The organism is Arthrobacter sp. TE12231 (assembly GCF_054062895.1).
In genome coordinates, this window is record NZ_JBSSFS010000001.1 from 3,939,561 (window position 1) to 3,961,437 (window position 21,877).

At 68.4% G+C, this 21,877-nt stretch carries 23 protein-coding genes; 9 read left to right on the plus strand and 14 right to left on the minus strand.

Annotated features, from left to right (window positions below; genetic code table 11):
* Positions 1 to 18: 18 nt before the first annotated feature.
* A complete protein-coding gene (locus ACVWYS_RS17595) occupies positions 19 to 360 on the minus strand; it encodes a thiamine-binding protein (protein WP_344361304.1) in 342 nt (113 codons plus the stop codon).
* Positions 361 to 533: 173 nt separating this feature from the next.
* Here ACVWYS_RS17595 and ACVWYS_RS17600 point away from each other — a divergent pair, with 173 nt between their 5' ends.
* From ACVWYS_RS17600 to ACVWYS_RS17610, 3 genes are read left to right on the plus strand one after another with little or no spacing between them, the layout of a single operon-like run.
* Positions 534 to 1,166 carry a TetR/AcrR family transcriptional regulator gene (locus ACVWYS_RS17600; protein WP_116765515.1) on the plus strand — a complete coding sequence of 211 codons (633 nt, stop codon included), beginning with the start codon at positions 534 to 536 and terminating at the stop codon, positions 1,164 to 1,166.
* A 32-nt stretch (positions 1,167 to 1,198) separates the two neighbouring features.
* A complete protein-coding gene (locus ACVWYS_RS17605) occupies positions 1,199 to 1,615 on the plus strand; it encodes a YkvA family protein (RefSeq protein ID WP_456510148.1) in 417 nt (138 codons plus the stop codon).
* A gap of 41 nt (positions 1,616 to 1,656) precedes the next feature.
* Positions 1,657 to 2,586 carry an NADP-dependent oxidoreductase gene (locus ACVWYS_RS17610; protein WP_116765513.1) on the plus strand — a complete coding sequence of 310 codons (930 nt, stop codon included), beginning with the start codon at positions 1,657 to 1,659 and terminating at the stop codon, positions 2,584 to 2,586.
* Positions 2,587 to 2,627: 41 nt separating this feature from the next.
* On the opposite strand, the gene ACVWYS_RS17615 is transcribed toward ACVWYS_RS17610, so the two are convergent.
* The 6 genes from ACVWYS_RS17615 to ACVWYS_RS17640 all read right to left on the minus strand — a co-directional run bounded on the left by ACVWYS_RS17615 (position 2,628) and on the right by ACVWYS_RS17640 (position 6,241).
* On the minus strand, positions 2,628 to 3,356 hold the full coding sequence (locus tag ACVWYS_RS17615; protein ID WP_456507691.1) for a GAF and ANTAR domain-containing protein: 729 nt from the start codon (positions 3,354 to 3,356) through the stop codon (positions 2,628 to 2,630).
* Positions 3,356 to 3,547 (minus strand): hypothetical protein, encoded by a 192-nt coding sequence (locus ACVWYS_RS17620; RefSeq protein WP_091250248.1) that lies wholly within the window; start codon positions 3,545 to 3,547, stop codon positions 3,356 to 3,358. Before ACVWYS_RS17620 ends, ACVWYS_RS17615 begins: the two co-directional genes overlap by 1 nt.
* Positions 3,548 to 3,738: 191 nt before the next feature.
* The gene (locus ACVWYS_RS17625) at positions 3,739 to 4,050 is read right to left on the minus strand and encodes an AzlD domain-containing protein (protein ID WP_456510149.1); all 312 of its coding nucleotides are present in this window, start codon (positions 4,048 to 4,050) and stop codon (positions 3,739 to 3,741) included.
* Complete coding sequence (locus ACVWYS_RS17630) at positions 4,047 to 4,868, minus strand: AzlC family ABC transporter permease (RefSeq protein WP_456510150.1); 822 nt, start codon at positions 4,866 to 4,868, stop codon at positions 4,047 to 4,049. Before ACVWYS_RS17630 ends, ACVWYS_RS17625 begins: the two co-directional genes overlap by 4 nt.
* Positions 4,829 to 5,275 (minus strand): DoxX family protein, encoded by a 447-nt coding sequence (locus ACVWYS_RS17635; protein ID WP_344361320.1) that lies wholly within the window; start codon positions 5,273 to 5,275, stop codon positions 4,829 to 4,831. Before ACVWYS_RS17635 ends, ACVWYS_RS17630 begins: the two co-directional genes overlap by 40 nt.
* A gap of 66 nt (positions 5,276 to 5,341) precedes the next feature.
* Positions 5,342 to 6,241: a glycerophosphodiester phosphodiesterase gene (locus ACVWYS_RS17640; RefSeq protein ID WP_456510151.1), complete on the minus strand. Its 900-nt coding sequence runs from the start codon at positions 6,239 to 6,241 to the stop codon at positions 5,342 to 5,344.
* Positions 6,242 to 6,291: 50 nt separating this feature from the next.
* Here ACVWYS_RS17640 and ACVWYS_RS17645 point away from each other — a divergent pair, with 50 nt between their 5' ends.
* The gene (locus ACVWYS_RS17645) at positions 6,292 to 7,629 is read left to right on the plus strand and encodes a DUF445 domain-containing protein (protein WP_456507692.1); all 1,338 of its coding nucleotides are present in this window, start codon (positions 6,292 to 6,294) and stop codon (positions 7,627 to 7,629) included.
* Positions 7,630 to 7,703: 74 nt separating this feature from the next.
* On the opposite strand, the gene ACVWYS_RS17650 is transcribed toward ACVWYS_RS17645, so the two are convergent.
* The 7 genes from ACVWYS_RS17650 to ACVWYS_RS17680 all read right to left on the minus strand — a co-directional run bounded on the left by ACVWYS_RS17650 (position 7,704) and on the right by ACVWYS_RS17680 (position 16,252).
* Positions 7,704 to 8,453 (minus strand): LamB/YcsF family protein, encoded by a 750-nt coding sequence (locus tag ACVWYS_RS17650; RefSeq protein WP_344361325.1) that lies wholly within the window; start codon positions 8,451 to 8,453, stop codon positions 7,704 to 7,706.
* Complete coding sequence (locus ACVWYS_RS17655; protein WP_456507693.1) at positions 8,444 to 9,328, minus strand: hypothetical protein; 885 nt, start codon at positions 9,326 to 9,328, stop codon at positions 8,444 to 8,446. Before ACVWYS_RS17655 ends, ACVWYS_RS17650 begins: the two co-directional genes overlap by 10 nt.
* Positions 9,329 to 9,430: 102 nt before the next feature.
* Positions 9,431 to 10,804, minus strand: a complete 1,374-nt coding sequence (locus tag ACVWYS_RS17660; RefSeq protein ID WP_344361329.1) for an NAD-dependent succinate-semialdehyde dehydrogenase — start codon at positions 10,802 to 10,804, stop codon at positions 9,431 to 9,433.
* Positions 10,805 to 11,035: 231 nt separating this feature from the next.
* Positions 11,036 to 13,366, minus strand: a complete 2,331-nt coding sequence (locus tag ACVWYS_RS17665) for a glycoside hydrolase family 65 protein (protein WP_344361331.1) — start codon at positions 13,364 to 13,366, stop codon at positions 11,036 to 11,038.
* Positions 13,367 to 13,448: 82 nt separating this feature from the next.
* The gene (locus tag ACVWYS_RS17670) at positions 13,449 to 14,192 is read right to left on the minus strand and encodes an HAD family hydrolase (protein ID WP_116765498.1); all 744 of its coding nucleotides are present in this window, start codon (positions 14,190 to 14,192) and stop codon (positions 13,449 to 13,451) included.
* Positions 14,193 to 14,425: 233 nt separating this feature from the next.
* Complete coding sequence (locus ACVWYS_RS17675) at positions 14,426 to 15,472, minus strand: LacI family DNA-binding transcriptional regulator (RefSeq protein WP_456507694.1); 1,047 nt, start codon at positions 15,470 to 15,472, stop codon at positions 14,426 to 14,428.
* A gap of 162 nt (positions 15,473 to 15,634) precedes the next feature.
* Positions 15,635 to 16,252, minus strand: coding sequence for an alpha/beta hydrolase (locus ACVWYS_RS17680; RefSeq protein WP_456507695.1), 618 nt, complete (start codon positions 16,250 to 16,252; stop codon positions 15,635 to 15,637).
* Positions 16,253 to 16,551: 299 nt separating this feature from the next.
* Between ACVWYS_RS17680 and ACVWYS_RS17685 the strand changes: the two genes are divergently transcribed.
* From ACVWYS_RS17685 to ACVWYS_RS17705, 5 genes are all read left to right on the plus strand, one after another.
* Entirely contained in the window at positions 16,552 to 16,815 is a 264-nt protein-coding gene (locus ACVWYS_RS17685; RefSeq protein ID WP_091250195.1) for a DUF6458 family protein, read from the plus strand.
* A gap of 616 nt (positions 16,816 to 17,431) precedes the next feature.
* Entirely contained in the window at positions 17,432 to 18,250 is an 819-nt protein-coding gene (locus ACVWYS_RS17690) for a DeoR/GlpR family DNA-binding transcription regulator (protein WP_091250192.1), read from the plus strand.
* Entirely contained in the window at positions 18,247 to 19,233 is a 987-nt protein-coding gene (locus ACVWYS_RS17695; RefSeq protein WP_344361341.1) for a 1-phosphofructokinase family hexose kinase, read from the plus strand. Before ACVWYS_RS17690 ends, ACVWYS_RS17695 begins: the two co-directional genes overlap by 4 nt.
* 2 nt (positions 19,234 to 19,235) lie before the next feature.
* The gene (locus tag ACVWYS_RS17700; RefSeq protein ID WP_344361343.1) at positions 19,236 to 21,335 is read left to right on the plus strand and encodes a PTS fructose transporter subunit IIABC; all 2,100 of its coding nucleotides are present in this window, start codon (positions 19,236 to 19,238) and stop codon (positions 21,333 to 21,335) included.
* Positions 21,336 to 21,407: 72 nt separating this feature from the next.
* Complete coding sequence (locus ACVWYS_RS17705) at positions 21,408 to 21,689, plus strand: HPr family phosphocarrier protein (RefSeq protein WP_091250185.1); 282 nt, start codon at positions 21,408 to 21,410, stop codon at positions 21,687 to 21,689.
* The last annotated feature ends 188 nt before the right edge of the window (positions 21,690 to 21,877 follow it).

Genomic DNA, 21,877 nt, shown 5'->3' on the forward strand with positions numbered 1-21,877 from the left:
AGCCGGCCCGCCCCGGCGCTACAGTTCCTGGCCTACTGGACCCTGCCCGCCGATGGCGTTTTCCAGCCGCTCGACCTTCCCGGTCAGCTCGCCGCTGTACCCGGGCCGGATGTCCGCCTTGAGGACCAGCGAAACGCGGGAGCCGTAAGCGCCCACGGCGTCGGTGGCCCGTTTGACGACGTCCATGACCTCGTCCCACTCGCCCTCGATCTCGGTGAACATGGAACTCGTCCGGTTGGGCAGCCCGGACTCCCGGACGATCCGCACGGCAGCAGCGACGGCGTCGTGGACCGAGGCGTCACCGGGCGCCTGGCCGCTGGCGGGGTCGCCGGAGGGTGCTACGGAGAATGCGACGAGCATGTGATGGGTCCCTTCACTCGGTCCGGACAGCCGGGGGAATTTTCGGGCTGCCCGGACCAGTCTTTCACGCGCTTCCGTCACCGGGGCGCGCGGATTTGGGGCGGAACTCGTCACATAACGCACTACCCGGCGGTAACCGCTTCGCTCGCCGCGCGCATTGCTAACCTAGGCAAATGAACCGGGCAGTAGACCGCAGGCCGCTTCGCGCCGACGCCGCGCGCAACGTGGACAAAATTATCTCCGCGGCCCGGCAATGCTTCCGCGAGCACGGGCCCGAAGTGCCGCTGCAGACCATCGCCGTCACGGCCGGGGTGGGGCCGGCCACCCTCTTCCGGAACTTTGCGGATAAGGAAGAACTGGTGCTCGCGGCCCTGAACCGGCAGCTCCGGCTCCAGGTCGATCCTGCCATCGACCAGGCCCTGGCCGATCCGGACGCCGCCGCCGGACTTTTCCGGGTCATCGATGCCACCATGCGGGTTGCCAGCGAGGAAGCCAACCTCCTGGGCGCCGTCGCAGGCCGGCGCGGGCTGCTGACCGGGATCACCGGGGGCCTGATCGAATCCATCGCCGTGCTCCTGGGCCGAGGGCAGGGCCAGGGCACCCTACGCAGCGATATTTCCATGACGGACATGATCCGGCTGCTGGCCATGTTGATCGGCGTCGTGGACACGATGGAGCCAGGATCCGACGCGTGGCGGCGTCCCGTGGCGCTGGTCGAGGACGCCATCCGCACGGAGCGGCCGGACCGGGCGCTCCCGCCCCAGGCTCCGCTGCCGGGCACCGCGTTCGACGCCATTCTTGGCTAGCGAAGCATCCCTGGCTAGGTAAGCTCTTGCCTATGGGATGGGAAACCCTCGCCGGGGTCATCGGCGGCGTGCTGGTGATCTACGGGATCCTGTTGCTGCTGCTGTGGGCCTATGCCCGCCGGCACCCCGAGACCGTCACCATGAAGGACGCCCTGCGGCTGCTGCCGGACCTGCTGCGGCTCATCCGACGTCTGCTGGCCGACCGCTCGGTGGCGGTCGGGGTCCGGGTTCGGCTGGCTCTCCTGCTCATCTACCTTGCCTCCCCCATCGATCTCGTTCGAGATTTCATACCGGTGATCGGATACGCGGACGACGTCGTGATCGTGGCACTCGTGCTGCGCTCGGTGGTGGCCCGCGCCGGCGCCGGCGCCGTCCGGCGCCACTGGCCCGGCACCCCGGAAGGCCTGGCCGTCATGCTGCGGCTCGCCGGACTCGGGACGGCCGCCTGACCACCGGAATACCATCGCGCGGGAAGTGGTTGTCGTACATCATGAAAGCGATGACATACAGCCAGTACGGAAACCCGGACGTCCTTGAACTGACGGAACAGCCCCTGCCGAAAGTGGGGCCCGGAATGGTCCTGGTGAAGGTCAAGGCGGCGTCCGTGAACCCGGTCGACTGGAAGATCATGGCGGGCTACCTCGACTCGATGATGGACCTTCAGTTCCCGGCCATTCCAGGCTGGGACGTGGCCGGGGTCGTCGAGTCCGTGGGCATCGACGCCCCGGAGTTCCGGCCCGGCGATGAAGTCATCTCCTACGGCCGCAAGGACTTCGTCCACGGCGGCAGCTTCGCCGAGTACATTGCGTTGCCGGAGCGGCTCCTGGCCCGGAAACCGGAATCCCTGGACTGGGACGAGTCGGCAGGGCTTCCGCTCGCCGGGCTGACTGCCTACCAGGTCCTGACCCGGCTGGGCGTCAAGGCCGCAGACACTGTCCTGATCCACGGCGGCGCCGGCGGCGTGGGCTCGCTGGGAATCCAGATCGCGGCTGCGCTCGGCGCCCGCGTGATTGCGACCGCCTCCGAAAAGAACCATGATTTCCTCCGTGCCCTCGGCGCGGAACCGGTCACCTATGGAGAGGGCCTGGCGGACCGTGTCCGGGCGCTGGCGCCCGGCGGCGCCGACGTCGTTGCCGACTTCGTGGGCGACAACCTTGACACCACCCTGGCGGTCCTCGCCGAGGGCGGACGGCATGCCTCCATCGCGGACAGCGCGGTGGAGCAGCACGGTGGCACGTGGATGTGGGTGAATCCCGTCGGGGCCGACCTGGAGCGCCTGGCGCGGCTGGTGGACGAACGCCGGCTCAAAGTCGAGGTGGCCCGGACGTTCCCGCTGGATCAGGCCGCCGAAGCGTTCCGGCTCAACATGGAGGGCCACACCCGGGGGAAGATCATCGTGAAAGTCGACGACGCCGGCTGACCCGCCGGCGGGCCCGCCCCCGCTGTTTGGTGCTGCCGCCTTCAGGCCCGGGTGCCAAAGTCGGTGGAGTAGGGTCCGGACTCAAACCGGCGCAAGATCTCCTCAGCCACGAGCCGGAGCTTGACGTTGCGGTTGTTCGAGACCTTGCTGAGCAGGGTGAAGGCCTCGGCCTGCGAGCACCGGCTCTGGGCCATGAGGATGCCGGATGCAAGGTTGATGGTGGTGCGCGACTTCATGGCCTGGAGCAGATCGGCGTTCATGTCCTGGACGGTTCCCAGGCGCACGGCCAGGCGCATGGACTTCCCGGCGGTGGCGGCAAACGCCTCGCAACTGGCGGCCGCCCCATCGTCGAAGGCGTCCGGGTCGGCGGCGAGATACGTCAGGGCGGCCGCGGCGCCCTGGTCCAGGGCCACCGGCACGCTGAGGACGCTATGGATACCCCACCGGGCCGCCGTCCGCCGGTAACGGTCCAGCCTCGGCTCCGTCGGGCCGCCGGCCAACAGGGCTGCCCGGCCGGTCTCCAGGACATCCAGGGCCGGCCCCGCCGCGCGCTCCTGGAGCTGCTCCAGTGCCAGCGCCGCGGGATCGCTGCCGGCCAGGACGGCCGGCTGCCGGTCGCGGACAAGTCGGACCGAACTGACCATCCGGCAGCCTGCCACGGATTCACCAAACTCGGCAATTGCGCCGGACAATTCCTGCAGGAACTCGTCGATGCTGGCATTTTCAAGCACCAGATCCTGGAGGTGCTCGGACAGCCGGGCGCCCGGCACTATTCCTCGACCGGTTTTTCTTTGGCCTCGAGAAGGTGGTGCTGCAGCTTCTCTTCAGCTTCCCGGCGACGTCGCGCCATCTCTCGCAGTTCCCTGGTGGATTCAGCCCCTGCGGAAACAAACGGCTCGTGCTGCTTGGAGTGCTGATCTTTGCGTGGCTCCGCAGCCTCCGGGTCGTCATGTTCACTCATGTTCGAATGGTCCCACGCGATACCGGCAGCAAGTAGGGACTAAAGACCATTCCCGCCCCACCCCGCGTCACGTAGGCAAATTCGCGTCAACGGGTTCGCCCGGGCAGACGCAGGCCGGTCCTTGGCACAGCCCAGCGTCCCCGCCAAGCGTCCCCGCCGAGCGTCCCCGACGAGGGTTGCCGCCGAAGGAGTCAGTCCCAGCCAAGCAGCCGCAGGCCGGCGGCCGCGGCGGCACCGGCGATCACCACCACCAGGAACGGTGCCCGGAACCACAACGCAACGGCCGCCGCGGCCAGTGCGCCCAGCCGGGCGTCCAGAGCGAGTGACTGGCCGGAGGCGACGGCGTTGACCACCGTCAGGGATGCCAGCAGCCCGATCGTCATGGTCCCGGCGATCCTGGACATCCGCGGATTGCGGAGCAGGCTGGTCGGCACCAGGTAGCCGAGCAGCTTCCAGGCATACGCCAGCAGGCAGGAGAGGATCAGCCACATCCAGAGGTTCATGCGTTCTCTCCAGTGCGGTCTTCAGGGCGGCCGCCGGAGTGCTCTCCGGAGTGGCCGCTGTGGTGGTGCGTGTGGTGTTCGGCGTAGGGGTCGACGTCGGGCTCAAGGCCTTCGTCGCTGCGGCCATGGCTGAACCAGCCGATTCCGGCCGCCACGACGGCGGCGACGAGGATCGGCACGCCCGGGGGCACGAAAGGCACGGCAAGCACGGTGGCCAGCGCGCAGACCACGGCGATGGCCACCGGTTCCCTGCCTTTGAGCCGCGGCCAAAGCAGGCCCAGGAAGGCTGCCACGGCGGCGCCGTCGAGTCCCCATTGTTTGGGGTCCCCGAGCGCACCGCCGGCCAGCGCGCCGAGGGCCGTGAACAGGTTCCAGAGCACGAACACGCCGATCCCGGCGGTCCAGAATCCGCGCTTCTGCTCTGCCGGGTCCGTTTGTCCCGTGCTGGTGGCGGTCGACTCGTCGATGGTCAGTTGGGCCGCGGCGAACCTGCGCCACCCGCGCGGCTGCAGCAGGGCGTTGATCTGCATCCCGTAGATACCGTTGCGCATGCCCAGCAGCGTCGCGGCGCTCATGGCCGCGACGCCGGACCCGCCGCCGGCTACCACGCCGATGAAGGCGAACTGCGAGCCGCCGCTGAACAGCAGCAGGCTCAACGCCATGGTCTGCCAGAAATCAAGGCCGGAAGTTACAGAGAGCGCGCCGAAGGAGACGCCGTAGAGGCCGGTGGCGATGCTGATCGACAGGCCGATGCGTACTGCCGGTGACTGCAGGATTTTCACCGCCGCCGGTCCCGCCGCGTCAGGGTCCAGGCCCATGCGATCAGGGGCGCTTGAAGCGGGAGGCGCACGGTGTGCAGCCGGCGCCGGCCCGGCGTGCCGTCCGGGCCGTAGGCCTTCCGCAGGGCGTCGACGTGGCCGACCAGGAACGCGGCGAACATCGCCGTCACTCCGACGGCGGCGGCCGGCCGCGTGGCCGGGATCAGGAGCCCGACGGCGGCAGCCGCTTCCAGCAGGCCGCTCGCCGCCACCCATTCCTCACGTGAAAGTACCGCCAGCGGGCCGTTCGACTGCCCGCCGGAATCGTCACGGCACAGCATGTCCGGGACCACCGGGTGGAAGAACTCGGGTTCACGGAAGTGCTTGGCGGCACTGGCGAGCAACAGCGCGCTCATCGCCGCCGCGGATAGCGTCTGGGAGGCCCGGCCGGACCAGCGAAATGGCATGCAACCACTCAACCACAGCGGCCACGCCGGCCGTAATCCGCCGGGGATCCGCGACACTCCGGGCGATTACCGGAGGGGCTGGCTGTCCGCCATGAGTTGGGACAGGACCCGGGCCGGACAGTTCGTGGTGATCTCGTGGATCCCGAGTTCCCTGCACAGCTTGACCTCGTCCTCGGCGTCGACGGTCCACACCCGGAACTTTCGTCCCGAGCCGAGCCAGCGCTGCACGGTGCCGGGGTGCGCGCGGACGTACCCGATGCCAGGGCCGGCAATGCCGGTCTCGGCCGCGTCCAGGATCCGTTCGGCTTCGGCTTGTGCGGCCTTCATGACATTGGCCAGGGCCCCGCCGGTCAGTGCACCCAGGCCCAGTTCCTCACGGATGTCTGCCACGTTGACGTCGTCCACAAGCTGGCACACGGCCTCCGCCGGCGCCGACTCAAGCAGGTGCTTGACGGCGTCGGGGCTGAAGCTCATGAAGGAAATTCTGATGTTGTCCAGCATCGATGTTTCCGGATCCCAGCCCTCGTCCCTCAGGAGTTCCAGGACCCGGTCCTCGAGTCCGAGATGGTAGGGGCTGGGGTGCTTGAACTCAATCGCCAAGCCGATCCCGCGTCCCGCAGCGCGCAGGATTTCAAGCAAGTCCGGCAGGGTCAGGAACTGCTCGGACTTGGCACCATAGGCTTCCGGGATGCGTGCCCCCTTCCAGGAGGAGAAGTCCAGAAGCCGGAGCTCTTCCAGGGTCCGGTCCGCGACCTGCCCGGTGCCGTCCGAGGTACGGTCCAGGGTGGCATCGTGCAACAGCACGGCGTGCTGGTCCCGGGTCAGGTGGACGTCGCACTCCACGCCGTCGGCGCCGTCGGCGATTGCCTGCAGGTACGCGGCCCGGGTGTGCTCGGCGAAGGCTTCGCTGGAGCCCCGGTGGGCATAGACCAGAGGACGGGCGGAGGCGGACACGTCAGTCGTCATGGTGCCACGTTAGCGGACGGCCGGCTCCCCGGCGGGGCTAGGCTGGGCTCATGCAGGTGAATACTGAGCCAACTTCCCTGACCGGTGCCGCGGGACTTCCGGGCGGCGTGCAGCCGGACGGTCCCGCCGGACGGCGTCCCGCTGCGTCCAGTGACGCCGACAAGGCCGCGGCGCTGCGCCGGATGAAGCTCCTGGCGCTCTCGCTCCTGATCGTCATGGCCGTGATCTTCGTCGTCGCGTTCGCCCTGCAGAAGTACTATCCATGGCTCGAATACGTCCGCGCCGCGGCCGAGGGCGGCATGGTGGGGGCCCTGGCCGACTGGTTCGCCGTCACGGCCCTGTTCAAATACCCCATGGGAATCAAGATCCCGCATACCGCGATTATCCCGCGCCGCAAGGACCAGATCGGCGCCTCGCTGGGCGACTTCGTGGAGACCAATTTCCTCTCCGAGCAGGTCGTCCAGGAGAAGCTGGCGTCCGCGGACATTGCCCGCAAGGCCGGCGCCTGGCTGTCCAGCCCGGCCGGCCCGGACCGGGTCGCCAAGGAGGGTGCCGCCGTGATCCGCGGCGCGTTCAAGGTCCTCAACGACGACGACGTCCAGGCCGTGATCGAGGCCATGGTCCGCAAGCACCTGCTTACCCCGCCGTGGGGGCCGCCGGTGGGCCGGCTCGCTGAGCGGGTCTTCGACGACGGGCACCACCACGCCCTGGTGGATCTGCTCGTGGACCGCGCCGTGGACTGGGTGCGGGACAATCAGGAGACGGTCAACAGGCTGGTCACCGACCGCTCCCCGACCTGGGTGCCGTCGTTCGTGGACGGGCTGGTGGGCGACAAAGTGTACGTGGAGATCCTCAAGTTCACCCGCGCCGTGCAGTCCGATCCGCAGCACCAGGTGCGCCTCTCGATCGACAAATACCTCAAGGAACTCGCGCAGGACCTGCAGCACGATCCCGTCATGATCGCCCGGGCCGAGGGCATCAAGGCCCAGGTGCTCGGCGACCCCGAGGTCCGGGAGCTCGCCTCCCGCACCTGGGACACCATCAAGACGGCGCTGCTCACCGCCGTCGATGATCCGCACAGCGAACTGACCATCAAATTCAAGGCGGCCGTCCATGACTTCGGCACCCGGCTGGTGGTCGATCCCGAGCTCGCCGGGAAGGTGAACGCCTGGATCGGCGACGCCGCGGCCTACCTGGTGAAGACCTACCGCTCGGACATCGCCGGAGTTATCACGGACACCGTGGCCCGCTGGGACGCCGAGGAAACCTCCCAGAAGATTGAGCTGCAGGTGGGCAAGGACCTGCAGTTCATCCGCATCAACGGCACGGTGGTGGGTGCCCTGGCCGGGCTGGCCATCTTCACCGTGGCGACCCTGCTGTTCGGCTAGCAAGCGCCTCTGCTGGCACCCCCGGGCGTCGGTTCAGGCGGGGCCGCCTCACCGTGACCGTCAGGGACGGCCGGCTAGGCGAAGCTCTCCAGTTCGACGCCGGCGGCCTCCAGGGCCGTCCGGATCGCCGTGGCCGTCGCGATGGACCCGGGCGTGTCGCCGTGCAGGCACAGCGAGTCCGGCGCCAACCGGAGCACGGTGCCATCGACGGCCTCGACTTCGCCCGTCGTGGCCAGGCGCACCGCCCGCTCGGCGATCCGACCGGCGTCGTCCAGCACGGCACCCTCCTGTGAGCGCGGCACCAGGGTGCCGTCCGGGAGGTAGGCGCGGTCGGCGAAGGCTTCGGAGAACACGGGGTGGCCGGCTTCCTTGGCGATGCCCAGCAGGGCGGAGCCCGGGAAGCCGAGAACGGGCAGTCCGGGATCATAGGCCTGGATGGCGGCGATCACGGCGGACGACTGTTCGGCGTCGCGCACGGTGCGGTCATACAGCGCCCCGTGCATCTTGACGTAGTCCACCGAGGCGCCGACCGCGTGCGCCACGCCGTCGAGGGCGCCGAGCTGGTACAGCACGGCACCGAAGAGATCATCGAAGGTCATGTCCAGGGCGCGGAGGCCGAACCCGGCCAGGTCCGGGTACCCGATGTGGGCCCCCACCCGGACGTCGAGCTCGTACGCGGCCCGGCACGTGTCCAGCATGGTCACGGGGTCGCCGGCGTGCATGCCGCAGGCCACGCTGGCGCTCGTGACAAGCGGGAACATGGCGGCGTCGTCACCCATGGTCCAGGTCCCGAAGGAGTCCCCCAGGTCAGCGTTCAGATCCAAAACGTGCCGCCATCCTTCGTTGAAGCCTTCGCTGAGACGTTCCGGGCGCCGCTGGCCGGCGGCGAGTCGCGGTCATCGTCCGGCGCGTCGTACAGCGCGGCCGGCCCGGAAGTTTGCGCCAGGGCCCGCAGTTCTCCCGGAATCGTGTCCGGTATGGGACCAAACGCTTCCTTGGCGTTGGCGACGACCGCGCGGGCCATCAGCCGGTTGCCGACGCCACCCACGACGGCGCCGACGCCGAAGGGCAGGGCGCGGCCCAACCAGGCCGTGCCCTGCTTTTTCAGCAGGGAGCGCAGGAACATCGTCTGGATCCGCTCGCGCACGGTGCCGAAGCCGGCGAGGGGAACGCGGCGGGTGAAGGCGGCGGTCCAGGCCTGGGACGGGCCCTTGCCCCGGCCGGCTGCCTGTCCGCTCAGCGAGCTCAGCAGCTCGGTGCCTTCCTCGCCCAGCATGATCGCCATGACGAGCGTGCTCGCCCGGTCCGGATCCACCATCCGCACGCCGTGCAGTTCGGCCAGCGCCGTGGAGTACAGGGCGGTGGCCTCCAGGAAGCCGACGGCCGCGGCGGCCGAGAGTCCCAGTGCTGCCGCGGTCCCGACGCCCGGGATCACAGCCGCTCCGCCGACCAGCGCCCCGCCACCGGTGACGGCCAGCAGGTAATCGCGCTCCAGGATCGCGGCGAGCTGCGCCGACGAGGCCTGCGGGTGCCTGCGCTGGAGCCTGCGGATATTGGCCAGCACCAGCGGGCGCTGGACTTCAACAGCGCGCAGGAGCACGTTGTGAAGGCCGGGCCGGGGCTGGCCGGCGGCGTCGAACATCGCGCTGTGGGCTGTTTCCTGGGCAATCTTCATTGCCGGGTTGCTGCGCTTGGCCATGATCGCCTCTCGTCGGAACCGTAAAAGTAAGTTCACTTAACACTAGGGCACGCGCCGGGCAGACTCGGCCCCGGCCCCGCCGGCGGCGGACGGCCCGGGTGGCTAGCGCGGAGTGCGGATGAGCTTCTTGTTGACGAACTCGTCCATGCCGAACCGGCCCAGTTCACGGCCGACGCCGGAGCGCTTGACGCCCCCGAACGGCAGGTCCGCCTGGGTCTGGGCCACGGAGTTGATGAACACCATGCCGGTATCCAGCTGGTCCGCGACCTCCTGTGCCCTGGCCACGTCGGCGCTGAACACCGAGCCGCCCAGGCCGTACGGGGAGCCGTTGGCCAGTTCGATCGCCTCGGCCGCATTCGCCACCTTGTAGATGACCGCGGCGGGACCGAAGAGTTCCTCGGAGAACGCGCGCATGTCCGGCGTCACGTCGGTCAGAACGGTCGGTTCAACGAACGCTCCCGGACCGTCCACGTGGTGTCCGCCCGTCCGGAGGCTGGCGCCCTTGTCCACGGCGTCCTGAATCTGCTCGATGAGGCCGTCGGCAGCGCTTTGGGAGGACAGGGGGCCGAACGTCGTGTCGGCCTGCAGCGGGTCCCCCGGCTTGATCCTGGCCATCCGTGCCGTGAACTTCTCCACAAAGGCGTCGTAGAGGTCCTCCACCACAATGAACCGCTTGGACGCCGTGCACGCCTGCCCGGCGTTACCCATGCGGCCGCCGACGGCCGCCTTGACGGTGGCGTCCAGGTCCTCGGAATCAAGCACGATGAACGGGTCGCTACCGCCGAGTTCCAGGACATACTTTTTCAGGTTCCGCCCGGCCACCTCGGCGACAGCGGAACCGGCCCGCTCGCTCCCGGTGAGCGAAACACCCTGGAGACGGTCATCCGCGATGATTTCCGCGACCTGCTCGTTGGTCAGGAACAGGTTGACGTAAGCGCCGTCCGGGAGACCGGCGTCTTTGAAGATCTGTTCGATCGCCAGGGCGGACTGCGGGCAGCTTCCGGCGTGCTTGAGCAGGATCGTGTTGCCAAGGACCAGGTTCGGAGCGGCAAACCGTGCCACCTGGTAGTAGGGGTAATTCCACGGCATGATGCCTAGCAGCGGTCCCACCGGAGCGGAGCGGACCACGGCCTCGCCGCCGCCCCTGACGTTCAGCGGCTCGTCCTTGAGGAATCCGGGGCCCTCGGTGGCGTAGTAGGAAAAGATATCGGCAACAAGTTTCACTTCACCGCGGGACTGGGCCAGCGGCTTGCCCATTTCGGTGCTGATCAGCCGGGCCAATTCGTCCTGGCGTTCCAGGTACAGCTCGGCGACGCGCGCCAGAATCTTCGCCCTGTCTTCGGCAGGGCCGGAGCGCCAGGCGCGGAAGGCCTCCTGCGAGGCGGCGAGCGCCTGCTCCACCTCGGCTGCGGTTGCAACCGGGAATTCCTTCAGCGTTTCTCCGGTTGCGGGGTTCACTGTCTTGTAGGCAGTCATTGATCCACCATCTCCGTTTCGTGGCTAGTCGAGCCGAATCAGGCGCAGTCCGTCGGGGCGCCGGGACGGCGCCGGCGTCGGTCTCCGCCCAGTGCACGGGGCCAGCCTGCCTCATGAGCAGAACCGGTCCCATTAGGCGGCAACCCCGACGCGGCGCTGACTATTCCGTGAGAGACGACGCTCACGGCACGGCGGCGCAACGCCGCCCGGGCGCAACGCCCGGGCGGCGGCTCAGACCGCGGCCCGCACCACCGGGATCGACGCCGTCGGGAGGCCGCTGGGGAAGATGGTGGGCTCGGGGGCCGCGACCGGGGCCAGCGGAACCCGGACGGGTTCGGTGCCCACGGTGAGCAGTTCCCCGCGCACGTCGACGTCCAGCGGTGCGCCGTCCCGGACGGTCAGGGTGATGGAGCCCTGATCGAGCCCGACGTGCAGGAGCCGGCCCTGGATCTTCAGGCAGAACTCGAGTCCGTCCCATTCGGCGGGCAGGCGCGGGTCGAAGTACGGCACGGCGCCCTGGTCCCGGAGGCCGGCGAAGCCGCTGACCAGCGAGCTCCACACGCCGCCGGTGGAGGCGATGTGCACGCCGTCGATCGTGTTGCCGTGGGTGTCGTCGAGGTCGATGAACAGAGCGTGCGTGAAGTGGTCCAGCGCGGCCTTGCCGTAGCCGACCTCGGCGGCCATGATCCCCTGGACGCAGGCGGACAGGGTGGAGTCGCCGGTGGTGATGGGGTCGTAGAAATCGAAGGCGCGGCGCTTTTCCTCGGCCGTGAAGTCCTGCCACTGCAGGAACATGGCCAGCACGGTGTCGGCCTGTTTCAGGACCTGGTGCCGGTAGATGACCAGCGGGTGGAAGTGCAGCAGGAGCGGGTACTTGGACCGGGGCGTGGTCCAGTCCCACGGCTCCAGGGTCATGAAGTCGTTGTCCTGGGAGTGGACCTGAAGGTCCTCGTCGTAGGGCAGCTGCATCCGGTTCGCGGCCTGTTCCCAGAGCTCGCGTTCGGCGTCGCCGATCTCGGGGTGGTCCAGGGCGGCGGCGGCGCGGAGGTTAAAGCGGGCCATGACGTTGGTGTAGAGGTTGTCGTTGACCACCGCGGTGTATTCGTCCGGGCCGGTGACGCCGTGGATGTGGAAGAGCCCGTCCTTGCCGAAGAAGCCCAGGGACACCCACATCCGGGCGGTTTCGATCAGCAGTTCGGCGCCGAGGGTTTCTTCGAAGGCCCGGTCCCCGCTGGCCCAGATGTACCGGTTGGTCGCGAAGGCGATTGCTGCGGCGATGTGGAACTGGGCAGTACCGGCCGCGTAGTAGGCGCTGGCCTCAAGCCCGTTGATGGTCCGCCACGGGAACAGGGCGCCGTCGACGCTGAGCTCCTTGGCCCGGATCTTGGCCTCGGGCAGGAGGTCGTGGCGGAATTCCAGGACCTGCCGGGCGTTGCCCGGGTTGGTGTAGGTCAGGTAAGGCAGCAGGTACACCTCCTGGTCCCAGAAGTAGTGGCCGTCATAGCCGGAGCCGGACACTCCCTTGGCCGGGATGCCGGCCACATCGGCGCAGGCCGTGGCCTGGGCGAGCTGGAACAGGTTCCAGCGGACGGCCTGCTGAAGCTCGGACTGGCCCGCCACCACGATGTCGCTCGTCGTCCAGTAGGCGCGGTAGTGGGCCTCGCTCTGGGCGAAAATCTCGCTAACCGGCTTGAGGCCGGCTTCGGCGTTGTCCGCGAGGTCCTCGGCGGCCTGGCCCACGGCGTAGCTGACGCTCTTCTCCAGCACGAACGGCTCATCCGCGCTGACGGCGAGGACGTAGCGGACGCTGCTGTCGTCCTGGTCCACCAGGGTGTCGAACGGCTGCACCCCGGCCGAGGTCCAGTGATCCACGGCCATCCCGAGCCGCTGCTTGGATTCCGCGGCCTCCCAGGACAGGCGCAGGGAACCGTCTCCGCCGTCGAGCCGCAACGGCAGCAGCACCCGCCCGGCGTGGCGGCCGGCGCGGCGCGGGTCGTGGGCGGAGTGGTCCTCCACCGGCTGGTCCTGGCGGTTGATCACCGAGGACGTCACGTCCGCGGAGATGTCACGGTCGGCCGCCACCTCGAGGCTGATGCCCAGCGCGCCGCGGGATTCGTAGCCGACGGCGCGGCGCTCGGTGGTGGTCACGGTGGCGCCGGAGCGGCACTGCCACGTGATCCGGCATTCGTAGAGGCCGGTGGCGAAGTCCACGCTGCGGCGGTAGTCCAGCACCGTGGACTCCTCCAGGCTCAGCGGCTCGCCGTCGATGATCACGGTGAAGTTATTGGCGTCCGGGACGTACAGGATCCGCTGCCCGGTCCGGGCGAACCCGTAGGCGTTCTCCGCATGCTTGATGTCCCAGGTCTCGTGGAAGCCGTTGATGAAGCTGCCGGGAAGCTCGGCGTCGGCGGCGGCCCAATGCGCGCCGCGGATCCCCAGATGCCCGTTGCCCAGGCTGAACAGGGTCTCCAGGGTGCCGGCATTGCCGGGAAGGTGGACGGTCTCGACCAGTTGCCAGGGATCGTTGGGGAACCGGGCGCGGTCCGAGGTGATGAGAGCCATGGTTGAGGGGTTCCTTCGGGGGTGAGCGGTGCGGGAGGGTGCTGCGGGCAGGCGGTGCGGGCGGCCGGGAACGGGCGCCGGGCTAGAGCAGTTCGGCGAGGTCGTTGACCACTACCGTGGCGCCGGCGTCGAGCAGGGTCTGCCGGCCGGCGCCGCGGTCGACGCCGATCACCGAGCGGAAGTCTCCTGCGCTGCCGGCCTGGACTCCGGAGACGGCGTCCTCCACCACGACGCACTGATCGCTCGGCAGTCCCAGCAGGCGTGCGGCGTATTCGTAGGTGGCCGGGCTGGGCTTGCCGGGCAGGCCCTCGGTGACCGCGACGACGCCGTCGACCACCACCGGGAAGTAATCGGACAATCCGGCCGCCTTGAGCACGGCCGGGGCGTTGCGGGAGGAGGAGACGACGGCGAGCTTGAGCCCGCGGACCAGTGCGGCGTCGACAAAGCGGACGGAGCCCTCGTACGGCTGGACCCCGCCGGCTTCGACGATGTCGTTGAAGACCTTGTTCTTGCGGTTGCCGAGTCCGTGGACGGTGTCGTGGGCGGGGTCGTCGTCCGCCGGGCCCTCGGGCAGCACAATCCCGCGGGAGGCCAGGAAGTCCCGGACGCCGTCGAACCGCGGCTTGCCGTCGATGTGGTCGAAGTAGTCGCTCTCCCGGTACGGGGCGGCGTCGGGAACGGAGGCCAGGAAACCGTCGAAAAGTTGTTTCCAGGCATGCTCGTGCACCACCGCGGTGGGCGTCAGGACGCCGTCGAGGTCAAAAAGAATGGCGGAAGCGCCGGAAAGCGCACCGGCGAGGCCGGAGGTATCGGGAACTGAAGTCATGGGTCATAGTCCTTTCAGACGGCGGGCATGCAAGACGGCGTTGTTCAAAAACTCTTGAGGTGCCCGGTTCACGGGCGTTGGCTGAGACCGGTTGTTTGAGGTCATCCGGCGCGACGGCGGCCGCTGCCCGTGGTGCTCTGTCAGGGGCACCGGGCCTCCGGCGCCGGGAGCCATCCGGTTGGCCTGATTGGCCTGGTTCAGCGGGTTCAGCCGGTTCAGCCGGTTCAGCCGGTTCAGCGGGGGATTGTGCTCGTGCGCTCTACCAGTTTCGTTTCCAGCAGATGGTTCGACGGCGGCCCGGCCGGTGGCGGATTGGGGAGGCCCGAGCGATGAAGTCTGTCAATCAGCAGGCTGGCCGCGAAAGCGCCCTGGTCGGCCACGGGCTGGGCCATTGTGGTCAGGCCCAGGAACCAACTCATCTGATGATCGTCTATTCCTATGATGGACACGTTTTCCGGCGCTGACAAACCGAACTCCCGCAAGGCCATGAGCGCGCCGAACGCTGTTTCGTCGCAACCGGCGAAGATCGCGGACGGCATCCGGCGTTTCTCCATGAGCTCCACCATGGCCAGCCGGCCGCCCTCGATGCTGGAACCGGCGTCGACCACAAGGTCCGGATCGGCTGTGAGGCCGTGGTCGGAAAGGGCCAGTTCGAAGCCCCGGCGTCGTTCGCTGGCGGTCACGAGGGAGGGCGCGCCGGTTTCGCTGCCGGCGAGGATGGCAAGGTCCGTGTGGCCCAATCCCAGCAGGTGGTTCGTGGCCGCGCGGGCGGCGCCCTCGTTGTCGATGCCCACGTTGTCCCACGGGACGTCGTGCATCCCGACGCTGGCCACGGCGAGGCCCGAAGCCGCGAGAGCGGCCATTTCGGCCTCACCGAGGGCAATGTTGAGCAGCAGGACGCCGTCCACGCGCTGCGCCAGGCCGGCGAGGTCGCCGAAGAGTTTCTGCTGCACAGTGGGCCGGTTCCTGAGGCTGATCAGGACGGTGTCGTAGCCGCCGTCGGCAAAGACTTCCTCGGCAGCTTCCACCGCCCGGGCAAAGAACCAGGCTGTGGCGGTCGGGGCGATGATGGCCACGGAGCCGGTGCTTCCGCCGGCGAGCCGGGATGCTGCGGACGAGGCTTTGTAGCCGAGCTGGGCCGCCGCGTCATTGACCCGCGCCCTGGCGTGTTCGGAGACGTTGGGAAGCTGCCGGAGCGCACGGGAGACGGTGCAGATGGATAGCCCGGAGAGCGCGGCGACGTCCTGGATGGTCACGCGCGAGGTCTTGGCCTGCGGCACGGGCTCAGCCCTTTCTTCCCCCTGAAGTAGTGGGCCCGGTGTTCATGGCCGAGGTCGATTGTAAACGCTTACAAATTTGGCATGCAAGTGGACGATCCGGACTGCCCGACGGATAGTCAGCGGACCGGTCAGCGCAGGTCAGCGGCCTGACCAGCGGCCCGGTCAGCGCAGGACGTAGTGGCGCAGAAACGCGCCGACATCCACGAGTTCGGCCTTCGAAATCGAATGGCCCATGCCGGGGTAGGTCCGGGCCGTGAGCTGGGTGTTCCGGTGGAGCCACTCCTCGGTGTGTTCGGTGGCGGCGTCGTTGATGACGACATCGCCCCTGTCCCGGCCCCAAAAGAACGGCGGCCGGGAGGTAAAGGATTCGCTCATGGCTAGGAGTTCGTTGTCCAGGACAAAGCCCGAGAGGCCCACGACCGCGCGGAACTGTTCCGGCCGGAGCCGCAGAAGCGTACTGGCCATGGCCATGCCCTGCGAAAATCCGAGCAGGCTGACACTGCTGTGCCGGGCCTTGACCGATTCGATCCACGCGAACACCGAGTTCGTGGAGGCGATGACGTCGGCAAAGTCATGCGTGAGGAAGTAGTCCAGCAGGAACCAGCCGTAGTGGTCTCCGATGTCCTTGGGCCCGCGCAGGGCGGCGCAGCTAAACTCCGGCGGCAGGGCACCGAACAGCTTGGCCATGCGGGATTCGTCCGTGCCGTAGCCGTGCAGCATCACCAGCAACGGCGTGCCGGCGCGTTCGTGTTCGGGCTTTGACCAGACGACCGTCTCCATGGGCTCAGCCTATCCAGACCTGCCGCGCGCTCCGGGCGCGGGGTCTGCTCCTGAGGATCGGGTCCGACACTTCCTCGGATATCTGACCTGCAGGGGTTTCCGCTACGAAACCGGATTCTCGCACCCCGGATCCGCGGTGCGGCCTCCCGAAAGCGCAGCGGTGGTCCGGAAACGGTGCGTAAAATTCCCGGCGAGGCGGAGTGCGTTTCATTGAAACAGCCGGGGCGGGGTTGTAGCGTGACGCTGGACAGCATGCTTATCATTCCCCATTCGCCCCACAGGGCACCAAGGAGCACTTCATGAGAATCGGTTCCGCAATCTTCCTCATCGCCCTCGGCGCCATCCTCGCCTGGGCCGTCACCCCGGGGCTGATCCCCAATGTGAACCAGGCCATGATCGGCTACATCCTGATGGTGGTGGGAGTTATCGGACTCATCGCATCACTCGTCCTTGCCTCCCCCGGACGCGGCCGCACCCGCCGCGTCAGCGAAAGCCGCACGGTTGTGGACCCCAACACCGGCGAGACCATCACCCGCAATGAGAGCCGCGACGCCGGCATCTGAGCCCTGCCCGCGCACCCTGCACGGCGCGGAATCCAACGACCCGGAAGCCGGGCCGGACTTCAATGTCGGGCCCGGCTTCCGCCATGTTTCCCACCAAGCAGCCGCCCAGACCGCACATGCCCAACCCTCGGCGCCATCACTGGACATGTCCCCCCGGATCTCCCGCCCGCAGGCCCGGGCCGGGCGCAGCACATGCCCAACCCCGGCGCGAGCAACGGACATACTCCCAAATTGCCCACCGCCAAGCCCGACCACTGGACATGCCCCCCGGCATCTCCAGGCCGCAGGCCAAGCCCGAACGTCAACCCAGAGTGCACACGCCCAATCCTCGGCACCATCACCGGACATGTCCCCCGGAGCCCGGCCCGAGCGCAGCACATGCCCAGCCCCCGGGGCGAAGGGTGGACATAGTCCCATCCTGCCCACCCCTCGGCGCGAGCACTGGACATGTCCCGCGGGGGCCGCGCGTAACTTCTGCGTTCATGTTGTTTTTCATTGACAAACCAACAAGAACAAAGATAAAGTCAAACAATTCCACTTCATGTGATGGGAGTCACTGAAGCCCCAGGAACGCAGAACAAGAACCAAGTCAGATGCAGTACGCAATGGAGGGTAAGTGTTCGCCGAAGAACGCCAGCAGCTGATCGTGGGGCTCATCTACGCCAGCGGCCGGGCCAGCGTCACGGACCTGGCCGAGCGCTTCAGCATCACCACCGAGACCATCCGCCGGGACCTCGCCGCCCTGGAAGCTGCCGGCAGCGTCCGCCGGGTGCACGGCGGCGCGGTCTCCCCGGACCGCTTCAGCACCACGGAAGAAAGCATCCTGGAGCGGACCGTCCAGCGGCAGCCCGAAAAGACCCGCATTGCCGAGGCCGCCCTGGCCCTGATTCCCCAGAGCCTCAGCGGCAGCATCCTGATCGACGCCGGTTCCACCACGGAGGCCCTCGCCGAACTCCTCGCCGCCCGGGCCGCCGGGGCCGCAGCAACGGGCAGCCTCCCGGCGACCGGACCCGAGGCCGAACTCGTCGTCATCACCCACTCCCTGCCCATCGCCTCCCGGCTGTCCGGCGAACCGGGCATCGCCCTGCACCTGCTCGGCGGCAAGGTCCGCGGACTAACCCAGGCCGCGGTCGGCCAATCCACGGTGGAGGCCGCGCGCCGGATCCGGCCGGACATCGCGTTCATCGGCACCAACGGCATCCATGCAGCCTTCGGGCTGAGCACACCCGATCCTGAAGAAGCCGCCGTCAAGGCGGCCTTCGTCCAATCAGCGCGCCGCATTGTGGTGCTGGCTGATTCCTCCAAGCTGGATGCAGAGACGCTGGTCCAGTTCGCCTCGTTGAAAGATCTGGACACCGTGATCACAGACACGCAACCTAGCCGGGAACTCGCCGACGCCCTTGCGGAAGCCGGAGTGGAGGTGGTGGTCGCGTGATTGTCACCCTCACCGCCAACCCCAGCCTGGACCGCACCGTGGCGCTGCCCGGCCCCCTCCTCCGCGGGGAAGTACAGCGGGCCGTCTCCGTCCGCCAGGAATCCGGCGGCAAGGGAGTCAATGTCTCCCGCGCCCTCGTGGCCTCCGGGCTCAAGACCATCGCCGTCCTTCCCGGCGCCGAGGCCGATCCCGTCCTCGCCGGGCTGCGGGATACGGAGGTGCCGTTCGCTGCCCTCCCGATCGGCGAACCGCTGCGCAGCAACGTGGCCCTCACCGAGCCCGGCGGCGTCACCACCAAGATCAACGAACCCGGACCGGTCCTCAGCGAGGACCAGCAGGAGGCCCTGATCAGCCTGTTGCTGGACCACGCCCGCGGTGCCGCCTGGGTTGTCCTGGCCGGCTCGCTCCCACCCGGAGTTCCGGCCGAATTCTACGCCACCGTCATCCGGCGGCTGCGTTCCCTGTTTGATGGCGAGGCCGCACCCCGGGTCGCCGTCGACTCCTCCGGCGAACCTCTCGCCGCAGCGGTCTCCGGCGACGCCTCGGGAATGCCGGACCTCTTGAAACCCAACGCCGAGGAACTGGCGGAACTGGCTGCGGCAGCCGGCTTCGCCACGCACAAATCCGCCGAGGAGCTCGAAGCGGACCCGGAGGCTGCAGCAGCAGCAGCCGCCGCCGTCGTGCGCTCCGGAGTGGGTGCCGTACTGGCCACCCTCGGCTCCAAGGGTGCCGTTCTTGTAACGGCCGACGGCGCGTGGCTGGCCACGCATCCGCCGGTCACCGCGGTCAGCACTGTCGGCGCCGGCGATTCGTCGCTGGCCGGATACCTGCTCGCCTCCAGCCAGGGCGCCGCCCCGGTCGATTGCCTCCGTCAGGCGGTGGCCCATGGTGCCGCCGCCGCTTCCCTGCCGGGCTCCACTGTACCGGCAGTCAACCAAACCACCCCTGATGCCGTAACCATCACGGCCCTCCGGAAGGATTGACAGTGACCCAGCTCATTACCACCGAACTGGTCGAGCTCGACCAGAACCTGGGCAGTTCGCCCGAGGACGTGATCCGGCACCTGGCAGGCAGAGTTGCGGCCAACGGACGCGCCACCGAGGTCGAAGGCCTCTTCGCCGACGCCTTCGCCCGGGAGTCCAAGACCGCCACGGGTGTCCCGGGCGGCATCGCCATCCCGCACTGCCGCTCGACGGCGGTCACCGAGCCCACCCTGGCGATGGCGCGGCTGTCCCAGCCGGTCGACTTCGGTGCCAAGGACGGGCCCGCGGACCTGATCTTCTTCATTGCCGCTCCGGAGGGCGCGGACCAGGAGCACCTGAAGCTGCTGTCGAAGCTGGCCCGGTCCCTGATCAAGAAGGACTTCACGGCCAGCCTGCGCGCCGCGACCTCCCCGGCAGAGATTGTCGAGCTCGTCGAAGCCGCACTGGCGGACAAGCCCTCCGCCCACGCCGCTGCCGCGCCGGCCGCTGCCGCCGCAGGCGCTGGCGCTGGCACTGGCGCTGACGCAGCCACCGGGGCCGCAGCTGGCACTGCCGGGGAAGGCACGGGCACGGCGAAGGCCAAGGGACCCAAGCGCCTTGTCGCGGTGACGGCCTGCCCCACCGGCATCGCCCACACCTACATGGCCGCCGACTCGCTGGTCGCCGCAGCCAAGGAAGTCGGCGTGGACCTGCAGGTGGAAACCCAGGGGGCCTCCGGCGCCAAGGCCCTTGACCCCGCCGTGATCGCCGCCGCCGACGCCGTGATCTTCGCGGTGGACGTGGACGTGCGCGGCAAGGAGCGCTTCGCCGGCATGCCGGTGATCAACGCACCGGTCAAGCGCGGCATCGACGAACCGGACAAGATGGTTGCGGAAGCACTGGCGGCCGCGGACAACCCGCACGCCCGCCGCGTCCCGCACTTCGCTGAAGACCAGGCCGAACACAACGCCGAGGAAAAGGGCGAGCACATCGGCACGAAGCTGAAGAAGGCGCTGCTCACAGGTGTCAGCTACATGATCCCGTTCGTGGCAGGCGGCGGTCTGCTGATCGCCCTCGGCTTCCTGTTGGGCGGCTACACCATCACCGGCTTCGCGGACAAGATCCTGGCAGAGAACAGCCTCTTCAATCTGCCCACCGTGTACCCGGAACTGGCGTGGGGCCCGATGGGCGCGTACCTGGGTGCCGTGTTCTTCAAGATCGGTGCCCTGTCCCTAGGCTTCCTCGTGCCCGCACTGGCCGGCTACATCGCTTACGGCATCGCTGACCGGCCCGGCATCGCCCCGGGCTTCGTGTCCGGCGCCGTAGCCGTCTTCATGGGCGCAGGCTTCCTCGGCGGCATTGTGGGCGGCCTGCTCGCCGGCTACGTGGCGCATTCGATCGGCAAGCTCAACGTGGCCCGCTGGCTGCGCGGCCTGATGCCGGTGGTTATCATCCCGCTCGTGGCGTCGCTCGTTTCATCGGGCATTCTGTTCATTTTCCTCGGCAGGTACGTCGCCGCCGTCACCACCGGGCTCAACAACTTCCTGGCCGGCCTGACCGGCGCCAGCGCCATCGCCCTGGGCATTGTCCTGGGTCTGATGATGTGCTTCGACCTCGGCGGTCCGGTCAACAAGGTGGCTTACTCCTTCGCCGTCGCCGGCCTGGGAGCCGCGTCCATCACCAACCAGGCACCGTGGCAGATCATGGCGGCCGTCATGGCCTCCGGCATGGTCCCGCCGCTGGCCATGGCGCTGGCCTCGACCGTGCTGAACAAGCGACTCTTCAGCCTGGCGGAACAGGAAAACGGCAAGGCCGCCTGGCTGCTGGGAGCCTCGTTCATCTCCGAAGGCGCCATCCCCTTCGCCGCCGCCGACCCGCTCCGCGTCATCCCCGCCAGCATGCTGGGCGGTGCCGTGACCGGTGCCATCTCGATGGCAGCAGGGGTGGGATCGAAGGCCCCGCACGGCGGAATCTTCGTCTTCTTCGCGATCGATCCCTTCCTGATGTTCGTCGTCGCGATCGCGGCCGGTACGGTCGTGAGTGCCTTCGCCGTGATCGGGCTCAAGCGCTGGGCAGTCAAGAAGCCGGTTGATACGGTGGAAACGGTTCCCGTAGCCGCCTAAGCCAGTCCAGGGCGACTTTCCAAGCAGATATTCACAGCTGATAAACACCCAAGCTGACTTCAAGGAGCAGAAATGACCGAACGTAACGCCACCATTGCCAGCCGCGTCGGGCTGCACGCCCGCCCGGCCGCCATCTTCGCCGAGGCTGCGGGCGAGTTCGACCACCTCGAGATCACGATCGCCCGCTTGGGCGAGCCGGAGGACGAGGCCATGGACGCCGCCAGCATCCTGTCGCTGATGAGCCTGGGCGCTTCGCACGGCGAGGTTGTGGTGTTGCGTGCCGAGGGCGAAGGCGCCGACGCCGCCCTGGATCGCCTCGTGCAGATCCTTGAGACGGATCACGACGCCGAATAGCCGCACCGTCCGGCGCCTGCGCCCGGACACCCGGCAGTAACAAGCAGCATCAGAAGGCCCGGCCGCCCCCGACGAGGGGGCGCGCCGGGCCTTCGTGTTCCCGGGCATCGCCGGGGCCCTGTGCGCTATCCGCGATCGTTGTCAGTGGGCTTAGTAAGTGCTTGTCACCGCCTTGCGGCGCGGCTAGT

Bases quoted from the DNA above. Each gene is read 5' to 3' on its own strand.
- ACVWYS_RS17595 (WP_344361304.1), bottom strand. From the start codon at position 360: ATGCTCGTCGCATTCTCCGTAGCACCCTCCGGCGACCCCGCCAGCGGC.
- ACVWYS_RS17600 (WP_116765515.1), top strand. From the start codon at position 534: ATGAACCGGGCAGTAGACCGCAGGCCGCTTCGCGCCGACGCCGCGCGC.
- ACVWYS_RS17605 (WP_456510148.1), top strand. From the start codon at position 1,199: ATGGGATGGGAAACCCTCGCCGGGGTCATCGGCGGCGTGCTGGTGATC.
- ACVWYS_RS17610 (WP_116765513.1), top strand. From the start codon at position 1,657: ATGAAAGCGATGACATACAGCCAGTACGGAAACCCGGACGTCCTTGAA.
- ACVWYS_RS17620 (WP_091250248.1), bottom strand. From the start codon at position 3,547: ATGAGTGAACATGACGACCCGGAGGCTGCGGAGCCACGCAAAGATCAG.
- ACVWYS_RS17625 (WP_456510149.1), bottom strand. From the start codon at position 4,050: ATGAACCTCTGGATGTGGCTGATCCTCTCCTGCCTGCTGGCGTATGCC.
- ACVWYS_RS17630 (WP_456510150.1), bottom strand. From the start codon at position 4,868: ATGGGCCTGGACCCTGACGCGGCGGGACCGGCGGCGGTGAAAATCCTG.
- ACVWYS_RS17635 (WP_344361320.1), bottom strand. From the start codon at position 5,275: ATGCCATTTCGCTGGTCCGGCCGGGCCTCCCAGACGCTATCCGCGGCG.
- ACVWYS_RS17640 (WP_456510151.1), bottom strand. From the start codon at position 6,241: ATGACGACTGACGTGTCCGCCTCCGCCCGTCCTCTGGTCTATGCCCAC.
- ACVWYS_RS17645 (WP_456507692.1), top strand. From the start codon at position 6,292: ATGCAGGTGAATACTGAGCCAACTTCCCTGACCGGTGCCGCGGGACTT.
- ACVWYS_RS17655 (WP_456507693.1), bottom strand. From the start codon at position 9,328: ATGGCCAAGCGCAGCAACCCGGCAATGAAGATTGCCCAGGAAACAGCC.
- ACVWYS_RS17660 (WP_344361329.1), bottom strand. From the start codon at position 10,804: ATGACTGCCTACAAGACAGTGAACCCCGCAACCGGAGAAACGCTGAAG.
- ACVWYS_RS17665 (WP_344361331.1), bottom strand. From the start codon at position 13,366: ATGGCTCTCATCACCTCGGACCGCGCCCGGTTCCCCAACGATCCCTGG.
- ACVWYS_RS17670 (WP_116765498.1), bottom strand. From the start codon at position 14,192: ATGACTTCAGTTCCCGATACCTCCGGCCTCGCCGGTGCGCTTTCCGGC.
- ACVWYS_RS17680 (WP_456507695.1), bottom strand. From the start codon at position 16,252: ATGGAGACGGTCGTCTGGTCAAAGCCCGAACACGAACGCGCCGGCACG.
- ACVWYS_RS17685 (WP_091250195.1), top strand. From the start codon at position 16,552: ATGAGAATCGGTTCCGCAATCTTCCTCATCGCCCTCGGCGCCATCCTC.
- ACVWYS_RS17705 (WP_091250185.1), top strand. From the start codon at position 21,408: ATGACCGAACGTAACGCCACCATTGCCAGCCGCGTCGGGCTGCACGCC.